Origin of the sequence: Lutibacter sp., assembly GCF_030692605.1 — a bacterium.
Lineage (GTDB): Bacteria > Bacteroidota > Bacteroidia > Flavobacteriales > Flavobacteriaceae > Lutibacter.
The window spans coordinates 115,614-129,937 of the sequence record NZ_JAUYUD010000085.1 but is presented as its reverse complement, the minus strand read 5'-3'; the positions used below and the strand labels follow the sequence as shown (position 1 = coordinate 129,937).

General features: G+C 31.4%; 10 protein-coding genes and 1 tRNA gene. 1 reads left to right on the top strand and 10 read right to left on the bottom strand.

What is annotated here, in order from left to right:
- The coding region (locus tag Q8S45_RS08475) for an IS982 family transposase (RefSeq protein WP_305603640.1) at nucleotides 1–783 on the bottom strand (783 nt) is incomplete at its 3' end.
- Nucleotides 784–891: 108 nt separating this feature from the next.
- On the opposite strand from Q8S45_RS08475, the gene Q8S45_RS08470 reads away from it, so the two are divergent.
- Complete coding sequence (locus tag Q8S45_RS08470; RefSeq protein WP_305603637.1) at nucleotides 892–4,017, top strand: hypothetical protein; 3,126 nt, start codon at nucleotides 892–894, stop codon at nucleotides 4,015–4,017.
- A gap of 6 nt (nucleotides 4,018–4,023) precedes the next feature.
- On the opposite strand, the gene Q8S45_RS08465 is transcribed toward Q8S45_RS08470, so the two are convergent.
- The 9 genes from Q8S45_RS08465 to murC all read right to left on the bottom strand — a co-directional run bounded on the left by Q8S45_RS08465 (nucleotide 4,024) and on the right by murC (nucleotide 14,322).
- Nucleotides 4,024–4,545 (bottom strand): IS630 family transposase, encoded by a 522-nt coding sequence (locus tag Q8S45_RS08465; protein WP_305603634.1) that lies wholly within the window; start codon nucleotides 4,543–4,545, stop codon nucleotides 4,024–4,026.
- A 7-nt stretch (nucleotides 4,546–4,552) separates the two neighbouring features.
- Nucleotides 4,553–5,074 (bottom strand): helix-turn-helix domain-containing protein, encoded by a 522-nt coding sequence (locus Q8S45_RS08460; protein ID WP_305603631.1) that lies wholly within the window; start codon nucleotides 5,072–5,074, stop codon nucleotides 4,553–4,555.
- A gap of 51 nt (nucleotides 5,075–5,125) precedes the next feature.
- Complete coding sequence (locus Q8S45_RS08455) at nucleotides 5,126–7,900, bottom strand: triple tyrosine motif-containing protein (protein ID WP_305603629.1); 2,775 nt, start codon at nucleotides 7,898–7,900, stop codon at nucleotides 5,126–5,128.
- 426 nt (nucleotides 7,901–8,326) lie between these two features.
- Nucleotides 8,327–8,400: transfer RNA gene (locus tag Q8S45_RS08450), tRNA-Arg, on the bottom strand.
- A 7-nt stretch (nucleotides 8,401–8,407) separates the two neighbouring features.
- Nucleotides 8,408–8,857 carry a GatB/YqeY domain-containing protein gene (locus Q8S45_RS08445; RefSeq protein WP_305603626.1) on the bottom strand — a complete coding sequence of 150 codons (450 nt, stop codon included), beginning with the start codon at nucleotides 8,855–8,857 and terminating at the stop codon, nucleotides 8,408–8,410.
- A 122-nt stretch (nucleotides 8,858–8,979) separates the two neighbouring features.
- Nucleotides 8,980–10,887 carry a cell division protein FtsZ gene (ftsZ, locus tag Q8S45_RS08440; RefSeq protein ID WP_305603622.1) on the bottom strand — a complete coding sequence of 636 codons (1,908 nt, stop codon included), beginning with the start codon at nucleotides 10,885–10,887 and terminating at the stop codon, nucleotides 8,980–8,982.
- Nucleotides 10,888–10,924: 37 nt separating this feature from the next.
- Nucleotides 10,925–12,259 (bottom strand): cell division protein FtsA, encoded by a 1,335-nt coding sequence (gene ftsA / locus Q8S45_RS08435; protein WP_305603619.1) that lies wholly within the window; start codon nucleotides 12,257–12,259, stop codon nucleotides 10,925–10,927.
- Nucleotides 12,246–12,986: a cell division protein FtsQ/DivIB gene (locus Q8S45_RS08430; RefSeq protein WP_305603616.1), complete on the bottom strand. Its 741-nt coding sequence runs from the start codon at nucleotides 12,984–12,986 to the stop codon at nucleotides 12,246–12,248. Before Q8S45_RS08430 ends, ftsA begins: the two co-directional genes overlap by 14 nt.
- On the bottom strand, nucleotides 12,976–14,322 hold the full coding sequence (gene murC / locus Q8S45_RS08425; RefSeq protein ID WP_305603654.1) for a UDP-N-acetylmuramate--L-alanine ligase: 1,347 nt from the start codon (nucleotides 14,320–14,322) through the stop codon (nucleotides 12,976–12,978). Before murC ends, Q8S45_RS08430 begins: the two co-directional genes overlap by 11 nt.
- Nucleotides 14,323–14,324: the final 2 nt, after the last annotated feature.

Genomic DNA, 14,324 nt, shown 5'->3' with positions numbered 1-14,324 from the left:
TCTTGTTTTAAATCCATCAAATGTTTTGGCATAATTTCTTCTTATCATAAAATGGTCACAAAGTTGGGAAAATAGAGTTTCAATTCTCTTCCTTGATTTTCTAAAAACATGCGACTGTTGTTTATAATCTTGTTGATTTTTCCGCATTGGGACTTCTAATTTAATCTGTTTACTTTCAAATAAATCTAATTGATAATCAGCACTTAAATAACCTTTATCGCCTAAAATCACACAATCTTTAAATTGATTTTTGATGTCTTTTAAATAATGTATATCGTGAACGGATGCTTTGCTAATATCAAAGCTTTTAAAAACTCCATTTAATGAGCAAACAGCATGTATTTTGTAGCCATAATAAACCATATTTTGACTTGCACAAAACCCTTTATTTGGAGCTGTATCATAATGCTCTTTGCAAATGGTACTCCTACCGCTTCTTGATAATTTTGTGACTTCTAAAGGCATACTATCTACAATATAATAATTTTCAAAAGCATTAAATTTATCAGATAGTTTCTCTCTTAAAAATTCCATTGCTGAAAATAATTTTCGCTTTCTTCTATTATAAACAGAGCGTTCAATTTTAGAAATTAAACCTTTTGGGAGAATCCTAAACAGTTGACACTCACTGTCAATACTCATATATTCAGAAGTTAAGTTCATCGCTATCAACTCTATATCCTTAAGTTTTGGCTCTCTTATTTGAATTAAAAAACTTTCTTTTTCTGTAATTGTTTTTAATATTTCTAAAATTTTGTCGTAATTTGATTTAAAGTTGTTCATATATTTAATTGCTTGATATACAAATAAATATACGACTTTATATAGTCAATGAACAACTTTTATTCCTGTTTTTATAAATGCACAACGGGTTGAAATAAATATAATTATATGAATAAAAAATACCCATTCCAAAACAATTCAGCCAACCGTTTTATTAATAAAATTATATTTATTTTTATATTATTTTTTGGAGTACATACGTCAGTATTCTCACAAACAAAAGGGTTAATTTTTGAACCGGCAACAGGTGGTGGTGCGGCAGTATTAGATCCAAATGGAGATGGATACGTTTCAAAAACAACAGCTGGTTTTATTTCTAATGATAAAGGTTTTATTTCACCTGGTGTTTTTGGAGAAAGTGAAATACCATATGTACCTTTTATTTTTCCAGGAATGGAACCTACAAGCGATATTAATAATGGGCCAAATGGAGGTTTTACAGACTTTGTAGATTCGGGTACCGAAGATCCTGCTATGTCTTATTTAGATGGCAATAATAATTGGTTGTTCCGATTAAGAATGGGTTCAGCATTAAATAATGCTAAAAGTTACAGTATACTTATAGATACCGATGGCAAATTTGGTTATTCTGGACCAAATGCAGACACAAATGCTACTGCAACCAATCCGGGTTTTGAAGTAGAAATTGTATTGGCCACAAAATTTGGTGTTTTTGTGTATAATATAGATGGTCCAGCACTAACTTGCTCACCAGTTTTAACATACACTGTAACAACAAATTATCAAAAGTCCATAGCACATTCTACAATTTACAATCCATATAATTACTTTTTAGATTTCTTTGTTCCGTTTGGAGATTTAGCACCAACAGGATTATTAGGGCCAATTGGAATTACATCGAGCACAGCTGTTCGTATGGCAATTGTTGATAATATGGCTGCCCAAAAATCAACCATTTGTAATACCTCTTCAGCTTCAGATATTGCTGGTGTTGGTGGAGATTGTGGTAGTTTGGCATCTTGTTTTGAAACGATTATTGACAACCAAGGGCCTTGTACTATAACTCAAATTAATGCTGGTCTTTGTTTAGAAAAATCGGTTTGCCCTACAATTTCAGGGTCTATTAATAATGGTGCAACTTCAGTTTCAGGTACTTCTACAGAAGCTAACGGAACAACAATAAGGGTGTATAAGAATAATAATATTCTGCTTGGATCTGCTATCGTAAGTGGTAACGCATGGACACTAACAGGAATTTCACCAGCGTTGGCTTCTAATGATATTATTTACGCAACAGCACAAGCGCCGGGAGAATCGGTTTCCGATAGTAATTGTAATACAAAAGTAGTTAATGCTGTCTGTTCTGCTCCTCCAACCTCAGTATCTCATATTGGAAAAAGTATATCTGGTTTTTCACCTGTAGCAGGAGCCATTATAAAAGTTTATTTTAATAATAGTGCAACTCCTTTAAGTCCAACTGCTGGATCCTTATGGTCTTCAGGTCAAATAGAGGTTCGTTCAACTGCAACTGGAGTGAACGGGACTGATAATTTTTTATGGAAATGCATAAGTTCGGGAGAAGATACTAATCCAAATGGCAGTGGACCAGCTTGTTTAGCTACTGGCGTATATAGAATAACAGCAACGGAACCTGGAAAATGTGAATCAACTCCAATATATTTATGTATTGGAACTACAAGTTCAACGGCAACACCTACTATTACAACGAGTCCAATTTTATATTCAACAACTTCAATTTCAGGAACAATACCATCACCTGATAACATATCAGGTGTTGCTATTCAGTTATTTGTAAATGGAATTCAAGCTGGCTCTGCAAATTCTATCGCAGGTGGAGCTTGGACTATAGGTTCATTAAACTTAAATTCTTGTGATGTTGTAACTGTAAGAGCCATTAGAACGGGAAAATGTATTTCACCAGTTTCTACTGGTGTTATTGTAAGTGGTGGGGTTTCAAGAGCTCCAACAATCACAGGAAATTATTGTTCAACTGGAGCCATAACAACTGTAACGGGAACTTCTTCTGAAGCAGTTGGAACAATAATTAGGCTTTATTCAGGTGTTTTACCAACTCGTACGTTATTAGCTCAAACGGGAACAGTACAAGCTGGAGGTGTTTGGACTGTTACAGGAGTAAGTATTGCAGCAGGAAATACCATAACCGCAACGGCAACAGCATCAGTAACACCAAGTTGTAAAACTGTAAGTGTTGAATCTAGTGGCGTTTTAGTTGCAACACCAGCGAGCAACTCTGGACTTACAATTACTACAGATCCAATTATAGAACAATCTACATCTATTTCTGGTACTGGTTCAGGTACTGATGTTATCACGCTATTTGTGGATGGTTTTCAAGTTGCAGGAGTTTCTGCTACCGTTTCAGGTGGTGTTTGGACTATTTCAGGCATTCCTACTTATGAATTGTATACAACTGGAGTTGTCACCGTAAAAGCTTCAAGCGGGGCTTCTTGCCAGTCTGCACCTTCACCCAGTAAAATTGTTCAATGTATTTCACCTTTAATAAATAAGGTTGTAAACCCAGATAGTGAGATCATATGTTCAGGTTCTTTTGTAGCAAATATTGATGTTGTAAATTCAGAAAAATTAATTATTTATCAATTATATCTTGCTGATGGTTCTACGCCAACAGGAACTTCTGTTTTAGGAAATGGCAATACTATTACATTAACAAGCGGGGTTTTAACTGCCAATACAACCTTAAGAGTTAAAGCATTTAAAATTCCTGTTGGTTCTTGCGAAGCATTTTTAACAGAAACCGTTTCAGTTACCGTAAATGCAGTACCAACATTAACTGGTGCAACACAGGCAGCAACAGTTTGTGCAGGTTCATCGGCAGTAATTAATTTAACAGGCCTACTTGCTGATAGCACATCTACTATTGCATATAGTATAAATGCAGTGGCACAAACGCCAGTTACAGGTGTAGTTGCCAATGCATCAGGAGCTGCGAGTTTTACTACCACGGCTTTAACAGGTGCAAATAATGGGCAAGTTTTACAAATAACTGGAGTAACTACCACGAGCACTACACCAAATTGCTCACAAGTTTTTACTCAAAATGTAACGTTGGCTGTAAATGCAGTTCCAATCATAGCATTATCTAGTGGCACTCAAAATCAAACAGTATGTGCAGGAACGGCAATTACAAATACCGTTTATACATTTGGTGGAAGTGCAACAAATGCTATTGTAACAAATTTACCAGCAGGTTTAACATCTGTTGTTATATAAAGTCTATTAAATATTTACAATTAAATTGGATAGATTTTTCCCTAATTGGTTTTCAGACTTGAATGTATTCATTAATTCATTGAATTTCGTTAATCTATCTTCCATTTTTTCTAAATATCTATTATGTGAAATTTTTTTTCTCATATACCACCAAATCCTTTCAACTGGATTTAAGTCTGGTGAGTATGCGGGCAAATAAACAAGCTCTATTCTATTTTTGTATTTCTCTAAAACAGGCTTTAGCCTTTTTGCGTGATGATATCTAACATTATCCATAACCACAACTACTTTTTGTTCTGGATAAAGTTTAGCGACTTTCACTAAAAATTTAAAAAATGTAACGGTATTCCCCCTATCGGCCACATCAGATATCACTATTCCTGTTTTAGGCTCAACACAGCCAAACAGGGTTTTTCTTTCTCGTTTTCTTTGTTTTTGCGCAACCGCCGGCTGTTTGCCTTTAAGACTCCATTTATGGGAAACAGACGCCGTATTTGACAGGCTTGCTTCGTCTTGAAAAACAATCACACTGCCATTATTCCTTTCTTCTTGAAGTTTTTTTTAACGCGTCCACTTTTTCGGCCCTTTCTTTTGCCTCTGGATAAAAGCCTTTGCTTTTTTGAAATGTTAATCCCATATTTTTCAATATATTATAGATTTGGGCTTTCTTGTAAACAATATTATATTGCTTGTCAATCCAATCTATCAGCAATAATCCTGTCCAAGTTGAACTATTATATTGGTAATCCTCAGGGCTCTGTTCCAAAACAACAAATTTGATTTTTTCCTTTTGCTCCTTGGTAAGCTTTGGTGGTCTTCCAGGTTTCTCTTTATCAATTAATGCCTCAACCCCTCCTTCGTTTAATTTGTTTACCCAATTGCATATGGATTTAAACGATGTTTCATAAAGATCTTCCAATTCCTTTGGCTTTTTTCCTTTGGATACCTGATAACAAGCATACAAACGAACCCCTTGTTGAAATTTCTCGTCTTTGCGCAATAACGCCTTCAGTTCTTCAGAACTATAGTTTTCTATCTTTAGTGCTACTCTACTCATAACACAAAGATAATAAAAAATAATTTGTAATTACATATTAGACTTTATATATTAAATATTTAAGATGTAGCTTACTAAAATCGAATCGTGTGGCAAACCCATTTGTTTTCTCAATCTATATCGTTTTGTTTCAACACTTCTTACAGTCATGTTCAGTAATGGTGAAATTTCTTTTGAAGTTAAATTTAAACGTAAATAAGCGCAAAAACGTAAGTCGTTCGGAGTTAAGTTTGGGTGTAATTCTTTAATCTTATCTAAAAAATATTTATCGGCATTATTAAAGGCTTCCTTAAAAACGTCCCAATCTTTTGAGTTATTTAAATTCCCATCAATTAATTTTAATACTTGTAAATTATTTGATTCCATATCATTACCTTTTAATTCATTCTTAATAGTGTTAAGTACTTCATTTTTATTTATGATACTCATAGTAGATATAGCCAATTCTCTATTTTTATTTTCAATATCTTGATTTAATTTTTCGTTTTTCATTCGAATAATTAATTGTTCACTTTCTAATTGCTTATGCCAAAGTTGTTTTTTATAATATCTTTTATTTGATTTATGAATAATTAATAAAATACCTAAAAATGAAAGGAGATAAGCTATAACCGCTAAGTTAGATAAATACCATGGTTTCAAAATTTCAAAATTGTAACTAGCAATATTTTCAGATAATTTATTCCCAATTTTTGCGCGCACTTTAAAATTATAATTACCAAATGGGAGGTTATCAAATATCAATTCAGTTTTTTCTGTCCACTCACTCCATTTATCAACATTACCATTAAGTTTATACTGATATTTAACGATTTGGTATTTATTATATTCAGGTACGCTGTAGTTAAAAGTTATTGAGTTTTGTTTATACTTAAATTCGCCTTCATCTTTTAAATTAACAGTTATGTATGTTGAGTTTTTGTTATTTATTATAACATTATCCATAATAACGGTATAGTCATTACTTTGGTCAAATGCGGCAAGATTTAGTATTATATAACCACAAGTTGTACCTATCAGGTATTCACTATTTTTAAGGTGAGAAATATTTTCGTACCCTAAAATTCCTTTTCTTAAATTTGCTGGAATTGAAACTGTATGAATATTAAATTCATTTGTTAAATCATTAATTGATACATAACTCATGTTTTCATTTGTAAAACCCCATAAATTTTGAGCTTCGTCAACAACTAATTTCCCCGATAAATAGGTTTCATTTGTAACTATTTGACTTAGGATAGAATCTTTTAAAAATTTATTAATTTTTGAATTATACCTATAAACACCTTCATCAAAACCATATAAGATATTATTTTTAAATTTTATTAGGCTAGAATGTTTTCCTAAAGGAGGTTCTAATTGCTTAGAAACCTTTATAAAGAAAGTATAGTTCTCATCAACCTTTAGCTTAAAAACCCCCTTATATTCATGATTTACAAATATTTCAGTAGCATTTAAAAATTCAAAGAATCTAACAGAATTATCAAATCCATCTATTTTATTTCTGACGCTCCATTTACCATCATTTTTAATCAATACATTAAAACCATTATAATTTCCTTGGAGCAAACCATTTTTTAAGTTTGGAATAGGCTTAAACTCCCATGTACCGGGAATGTTAGATATTTTTATGGCCTTATTCTTTTCAATTATATAAGTACCTAAATGGTGACCACAAAACAACTCATTATTAAAAACAAATAAATTCCATACTTGACCTGCAGTACCATCAATAATTTTATATGATTGTTCAGTATCTATTTTTTTATAAAACAAACCCTGATTGGTTCCTAAATAAATATATTTATTAAATACAGTAGATGCGTATACTGTCCCAAGCGAACCTCTATCATCATTAAAAATTCTAACTGGTGATTTTATGTTGATACAATTAATACCATTATCTAAACCCACCCAAATATTTTCATCTTGGTCTTCAAATAGAGATAGTGCTGTATTATTACTTAATCCATTGGTTTGGTTAATTTGATAGTCAATTATTCCTTCTTTTGTTAAATAAATAATTCCATCTGAAATGGTACCTAAAACAAAACTTTTATCCTTAAGTTGAATACTGTTAAAGACTTTCATTTTTACTAAAGCCTTATTTACTTCAATATTCCATTCCTTTGCTATATAATTTTTAAAAGTATAAAAACCTAAATTTCGAGTTTGAATAAGCAATCCATCTTCTAATGAAAAAATATTTATGATGATCCCTTTATTAAATGCTAAATCATTTGAAATTAACTTTGATTTCCCTTCTTTAAATGTGTATAGTCCTTCATGTAATACATAATAATAAATTACATTATTAATATTAAAAATTTTTGTGATTTGATTTTCAGAACTTATAGTGTTAAATTTATTTTTAATAGTATTATAAAAATATATCCTATCAAATGATTGAAAAATAACCAATTCATTATACGTTATAATATTCCAAATATGCTCGTCCTCAACCATCTTAACGTCTAGAAAAGGAACTAAAGAATTGTATTTTAACATGCCAAAATCGTCCTTTTGCCAATATCCAAATTCCATATAGCAACCTGTATAAATTCTGTCTTTAACCACATTTACAGCTCTAATAATAGTATTATTAGGAGATGGATAAATTTTCCAACGAGCTCCGTTAAATTCTAAAAGACCTTCATTATTTGCAACATAAATAATTTTATCGGGTGCTTGTGAAACCATCCAGTTCTGATTTCCACCTAAATAATCTTCAGTAGAATATTTCTCTATAGGAGGCAACTCTTGAGCTTTTACATTACAAGAAATGAAAAGAGATATAATTAAAAGAAAATTTTGAATGTACTTCATTAATTTTAAACTAAAATAGATATTATTACAATATTACAATTTTTATCAACTAGGTTCAAAATTTGTTTTAAGGCTTTAGCATATTCAATTTCTACATTTATATGCTGATAATTGATTAAAGTTAGCAATATTTAAAAATAGCTACTCGGTTATTTTTAGCAGGTGATTCATTAAAATAAATCTGAATTGGAAAAATTGAGGATGATTTCATAGTTTTTATTATTTTAGCTGAACTTTGTTAAAGACGAAAGTCAATTCAACAAAAGCATTTTGGTCATTCGGTCAATATTGTTAATCTCTAATAAGGTTGTTGACTTATTTGTTGACTATAAATATCAAATTAAATAAATTAATAGTCTAAAAAACCAAAATCCTTAAAATACACAGTATTTACAAGGATTTTGGTTTAATTGAGTACAACTCTTGTGACCCCGACAGGATTCAAACCTGTAACCGCTGGAGCCGAAATCCAGTGCGCTATTCAATTGCGCCACGAGGCCTTTAATATTATCCTAATAATTTTTTAACTACCAAGGAAATTGATTTACCATCAGATTTTCCAGCCAATTGTTTTGATGCTTCTACCATAATCGCTCCCATTTCTTTAATTGAGGTTGCTCCTACTTTTTGAATAATTTCACCAATTATAATTGTCAATTCTTCATTACTTAACTGAACAGGCAAAAACTGTGTAATAATTTCAACTTGAGCTAATTCTGGTTCTGCTAAGTCATTTCTACCTTGCTCTAAATATATCGAAGCGCTATCTTTACGCTGTTTAACTAAACGCTGTAATAAATTTATTTCCTCGACTTCGCTCAATTCTTCAGCTGCACCACTTTTTGTTTGAGCTAATAAAATTTCAGACTTGATTGCCCTTAAAGACTCTAAAGCAACTTTATCCTTAGCTCTCATTGCATCTTTAATTTTATCCATTATTTTGTTTTGTAAACTCATTTTCATTCTGTTTAGAAATGCGAAGATAAAAAAAAAGAACTCGAAAAACTTCAATTTTCAATGAAGATTTTCGAGTTAAAACTTAGAAAATAAATCTCCTGGTTTCGTCTTTGGGCAAATTTTTAATCTACATTGTCATGTAAAAATGAGTTATTAGATCTGAATTGAATTTCATCGTTTTCATCTATTTCTAAAGTTGTTCTTGAAGCAGTAATATTTGACGAGTGAAAATTATCACTTAGCTCAACACCACGTCTTTTATACGCTGGTTCCTTTTCAATCTCGTCTATGTTTTTCTTTAAATTAGTTCCGAATTTATAGTTGAATATCTTCATTTTTTCTCTTCGTTCAACTGTCTTTTCTTGCAGTTCTGCAATGGTCAAAGCTAAAGGTGTTACCTCCTTATGATCAACAACCTCATAATTATTAATATCAAAATCTGGTTCTTGTCTTAATGAAAAACGCATTTCATCTTCAATAACTGGTTTAACAACCTCTTTTTTTGTTGCATTAACCAAACTATCTTCCAAATCGGCATAATCCTCTAAAGAAAAATAAACATCATCATCAATTTTTTTAGTAGATTTTATAATTTGAGGATCAACCACTTCCGTTTTTCCTGAATTTGAATTAAAATCATTTTCACCTTCTTTTTTAGTATTTTTAACAAAAGGCAAATCAAACGTAAAGGATATTTGCTTTTCTTCTTTTATATCAAAAATTTGTTCTTCAATTTCAATTATTTCAGGCTTTACAGATGTTATAACAAAATCTTCAATTTTGTCGTAAGAAATCCGATCGTACACAACATCAATGTTTTTTATAAACTCATTTGTTGCAATTAAATTAAATTCCGATTCTACTTCTTCTTCATCCAAACTATGAACTATTTTAGAACTCGAAAATGTTTCTTCACCTAAAGGATGAATTGTTTTTTTCTCACCTGATTGAATAATTTTTTTATCCGATAAATCAAAAATTGCTTCTTGATCTGTATTTAAATTATGAATTATTTTTTTTACTTCAGTATTCGAAATTTCATGTTGCTGGTCCTTAGTAAAACCAGTTGCTACTATGGTTACAGAAATCGCATCTCCTAAAGTCTCATCTTCTCCAACACCCATTATGATGTTCACATTTGATTTTGCTTCAGTTTGAATAAAGTCGTTAATTTCGCCTATTTCATCAATGGTAATTTCTTCAGTACCAGAAACAATTAGTAATAACACGTTTTTAGCGCCTGTAATTTTATTATCATTTAATAAAGGAGAGTCTAACGCTTTAGAAATAGCTATTTCAGATCTGTTTTCACCCGAGGCAATTGCAGAACCCATAATGGCTGTTCCGCTATTAGATAGCACTGTTTTCGCATCTTTTAAGTCAATATTTTGAGTATAATGATGTGTTATAACTTCTGCAATTCCTCGAGCTGCTGTAGATAAAACCTCATCGGCTTTTGAAAAACCCGCTTTAAAGCCTAGGTTACCGTAAACTTCTCTTAATTTATTATTATTTATAACAACCAATGAATCAACATATTGGCGCATTTTATCAATACCTTTTTGAGCTTGTTCATTCCTCATTTTACCCTCAAAACTAAAAGGGATAGTAACAATTCCAATAGTCAAAATATCCATCTCTCTGGCTATTCTGGCAATTACTGGAGCTGCACCAGTACCAGTTCCCCCACCCATACCAACAGTAATAAAAATCATTTTAGAATTATGAGAAAGCATTTCCTTAATTTCTTGCTCGTTTTCTAATGCAGCGCGCTCTCCAACCTCTGGATTTGCACCAGCACCTAAGCCTTCTGTTAGTGAAATTCCTAATTGAATTTTTGAAGGAATAGGGCTATTTTGAAGCGCTTGAGCATCAGTATTACAAATCACAAAATCAACACCAACAATCCCCTGAGAATACATATGATTAACGGCATTACTACCACCTCCACCAACTCCTATAACTTTAATTACGTTTGACTGATTTTTTGGTAAATCGAATGAAATATTGTTGAAATCTGAATTGCTCATAATATATTTTTATTGGTCCTTTTCTTATTTATTTTGGTTACTCGGCATTGTCTAAAAAGTCTCTAAATTTATCTCCCCATTTATCAAATATGGATTTTTTAGGTTCTTTTTGCTTTTCTATTATTTCAGGCTCTTCTTTTATCGTGTCATTTTCTACTCTTTCGAATTTATCTTCTTTCCGAATTGGTTTTAACTTTGCTTTTGCTCTATCAATTTTATTTAAACCATTCATTAATAAACCAACTGCAGTAGCATATTGTGGACTTGACATACTTTCATCAGTATCACCCGCCAAATTTTCGTTTGGATACCCAATTCTAGTATCCATACCAGTTATATACTCAACTAATTGTTTTATATGTTTTAATTGAGCTCCTCCACCAGTCAAAACAATACCCGCAATTAACTTTTTCTTAGACTCCTCGTGTCCGTAATTTTTTATTTCTACATACACTTGTTCAATAATTTCTACTACGCGTGCATGAATAATTTTTGAAAGGTTTTTAAGGGTAATTTCTTTAGGATCTCTTCCTCTTAATCCAGGAATAGAAACAATTTCATTATCCTTATTTTCACCAGGCCACGCAGACCCGAACTTAGTTTTTAATAACTCCGCTTGTTTTTCAATAATAGAACAACCTTCTTTAATATCCTCAGTAATTACATTTCCGCCAAAAGGAATAACTGCAGTATGACGAATGATTCCATTTTTAAAAATAGCTAAATCGGTAGTTCCTCCACCGATATCAATCAACGCAACACCAGCTTCTTTTTCTTCATTACTTAGAACTGCTTCTGCTGAGGCTAAAGGTTCCAAAGTAATACCTGCTAAATCCAATCCAGCACTTTTTATGCATCTCCCAATATTTCTTATTGACGAAATTTGACCTACTACCACATGAAAATTTGCTTCAAGTCTGCCACCGTACATTCCAACTGGCTCAGTTATTTCTGCTTGTCCATCAACTTTAAATTCTTGCGGCAATACATGAATTATTTCTTCTCCGGGTAACATTACCAATTTATAAACCTGTTTTTCAAGTTTTTCAATATCATCATCATTTATTACCTCTTCAGAATTAGGTCTGGTAATGTAATCACTATGTTGTAAACTTCTAATATGTTGCCCTGCAATACCAACAATAGCGTCTGTAATTTTAATTCCAGAAACAGCAATTGCTTCATCTACAGCAAGTTGTATAGATTGTATTGTTTGTGTTATGTTATTTACAACACCTCTATGCACACCTAGGCTCTTTGCTTTTCCTATTCCAAGCAATTCTATTTTCCCATATTCATTTTTTCGACCAATCATTGCAACAATTTTTGTTGTTCCAATGTCTAATCCAACTGCTATATCATTCTGTTCCATATTCTTCTACTTTTGTACAAATCACTTGATTTTTATAATTCAAGTTTATTAAACTATAATTTCCAATAGATCCATCTCGTAATGCTTTGTTAAAAAACGAATTCAAATTTTTTAATTTATGTTTAATTTCTTCTATTTTTCCAAAAATTATAATTTGATCTCCTATTCTTGTCCTCAAATTATAGGTTCCATCTTCCATTTTTTGAATATCAATAATCATTTCATTTAAAAAATAATCATTCCTTATTTCAGTTACCAAAAGATGAATTTTTTTCAAATCTTTGGGTGCAATTTCTCCTGAAATTATCAACACACGTTCAGTATGTAATTCAGATAACGGCATCCTTTCTCCCTGCCTATCAATATAATAACTACCACTACTTAAAACAACTCTTGCAACTGGGGTTCGTTGCCTAACTTTAGCTCTCAATTCACCGTTTATTGTTAAAAAAACAGTGGCATCTTCTACCATAGGATGTGCCAGTATATTTGCCTCGAGCTTTTGTAAATCTATAACAGATTTTTCTTTATTTCTAACGGTCTTGCCATTTTGTATTAACAATTTATTAACTATTTGATAATTCATAAAAAGATTATTTCCCTTCTCAAATTCTATTATAACATCGGTTACTTTAAGCGTACTATTTCTTTGATTTGAGAAGCCTACAAGAAAGACTACCAAACCTAATAATAAAACACCTTTTATGTATAACCAGTTAATTTTCATTCAATAATTTGTTTTTAATTTCTGAAACCATTTCACCAATATCACCAGCACCAATCATCACAACCACTTCTGGATTTAACATTTTTAAATTCTTATATAAATTTTCTTTTGATGAAATTTGTTTATTCCTATTTTTAACTTTACTTAACAACCATTCTGAAGTAACTCCTTTAATTGGTAATTCTCTTGCTGGGTAAATATCCAAAAGAATTAAATAGTCAAATTGTGATAATGCCTCGGCAAAATCTTCAACAAAATCTCTTGTTCTACTAAATAAATGGGGTTGAAAAATTCCAATATTCTTTTTATTGGGATACATTTCTTTAACAGCATCGCATACTGCATTTATTTCTGTTGGATGATGTGCATAATCATCTATTAAAACTAAATTTTTTGTATTAATTTTATATGAAAACCTTCGTTTAACTCCTTTAAATGTTAGTAAAGCTTTAGCAATGACTGGGAGCGAAACTCCATAACTATTTGCCATTGCTAAAGCCGCAACCGTATTTAGCACATTATGTTTTCCTGGTAATTGAATTTTAATATCCGTTATATATTCTGTAGGTGTTTTTACATCAAAAATGTAAGTTCCATTTACAATTCTTAAATTTCTTGCATCAAAATCAGCATCTTCATTAATTCCATAGGTAATTCCCTTTAATGGTAATCCTTTTTTAATTATTAAAATATCTGAGACTTTTGATGCAAATTCTTTAAAAGATTTTTCCAATTCGCTAGCTTCACCGTAAATATCCAAGTGGTCTGCATCCATTGAAGTAATGCATGCGATATTAGGTGATAATCTTAAAAAAGAACGATCAAACTCATCAGCTTCCACCACAGAAATCTCATCGCCTCCAATTATTAAATTCGAATTATAATTTTCTGAAATTCCACCTAAAAAAGAAGTAGCCTTTAACCCTGCTTCGTGAACAATATGCCCCAATATTGTAGAAGTTGTAGTTTTACCATGGGTTCCTGCAACAGCCATGCAGAAGGTGTTTTTAGTAATCTCTCCTAAAATTTCTGATCGCTTTAAAACATTAAAATTAGCTTCAAAAAAATAATTTAATTCGATATGATTTTTAGGAATTGCCGGAGTATAAATTATTAATGTGTTTAATTTGTTTTTGAATTCAAGAGGAATATTGTCAATCGCATCTTCAAAATGAATTAAAATACCAATTTCACTTAACGCTTGAGTAATATCTGTTGACACTTTATCATAGCCAGCAACATTTTTCCCGCTGGTTTTGAAATAAGTTGCCAAGGCACTCATTCCAATCCCGCCAATACCAACGAAATATATGTTCTTTATGTCTTCTAACTTCAACA

What these genes read in the sequence shown, in the direction of transcription:
- ftsA (WP_305603619.1), bottom strand. Translation starts at nt 12,259, where the DNA reads ATGGAACAGAATGATATAGCAGTTGGATTAGACATTGGAACAACAAAA.
- ftsZ (WP_305603622.1), bottom strand. Translation starts at nt 10,887, where the DNA reads ATGAGCAATTCAGATTTCAACAATATTTCATTCGATTTACCAAAAAAT.
- Q8S45_RS08460 (WP_305603631.1), bottom strand. Translation starts at nt 5,074, where the DNA reads ATGAGTAGAGTAGCACTAAAGATAGAAAACTATAGTTCTGAAGAACTG.
- Q8S45_RS08430 (WP_305603616.1), bottom strand. Translation starts at nt 12,986, where the DNA reads ATGAAAATTAACTGGTTATACATAAAAGGTGTTTTATTATTAGGTTTG.
- Q8S45_RS08470 (WP_305603637.1), top strand. Translation starts at nt 892, where the DNA reads ATGAATAAAAAATACCCATTCCAAAACAATTCAGCCAACCGTTTTATT.
- Q8S45_RS08445 (WP_305603626.1), bottom strand. Translation starts at nt 8,857, where the DNA reads ATGAGTTTACAAAACAAAATAATGGATAAAATTAAAGATGCAATGAGA.
- Q8S45_RS08455 (WP_305603629.1), bottom strand. Translation starts at nt 7,900, where the DNA reads ATGAAGTACATTCAAAATTTTCTTTTAATTATATCTCTTTTCATTTCT.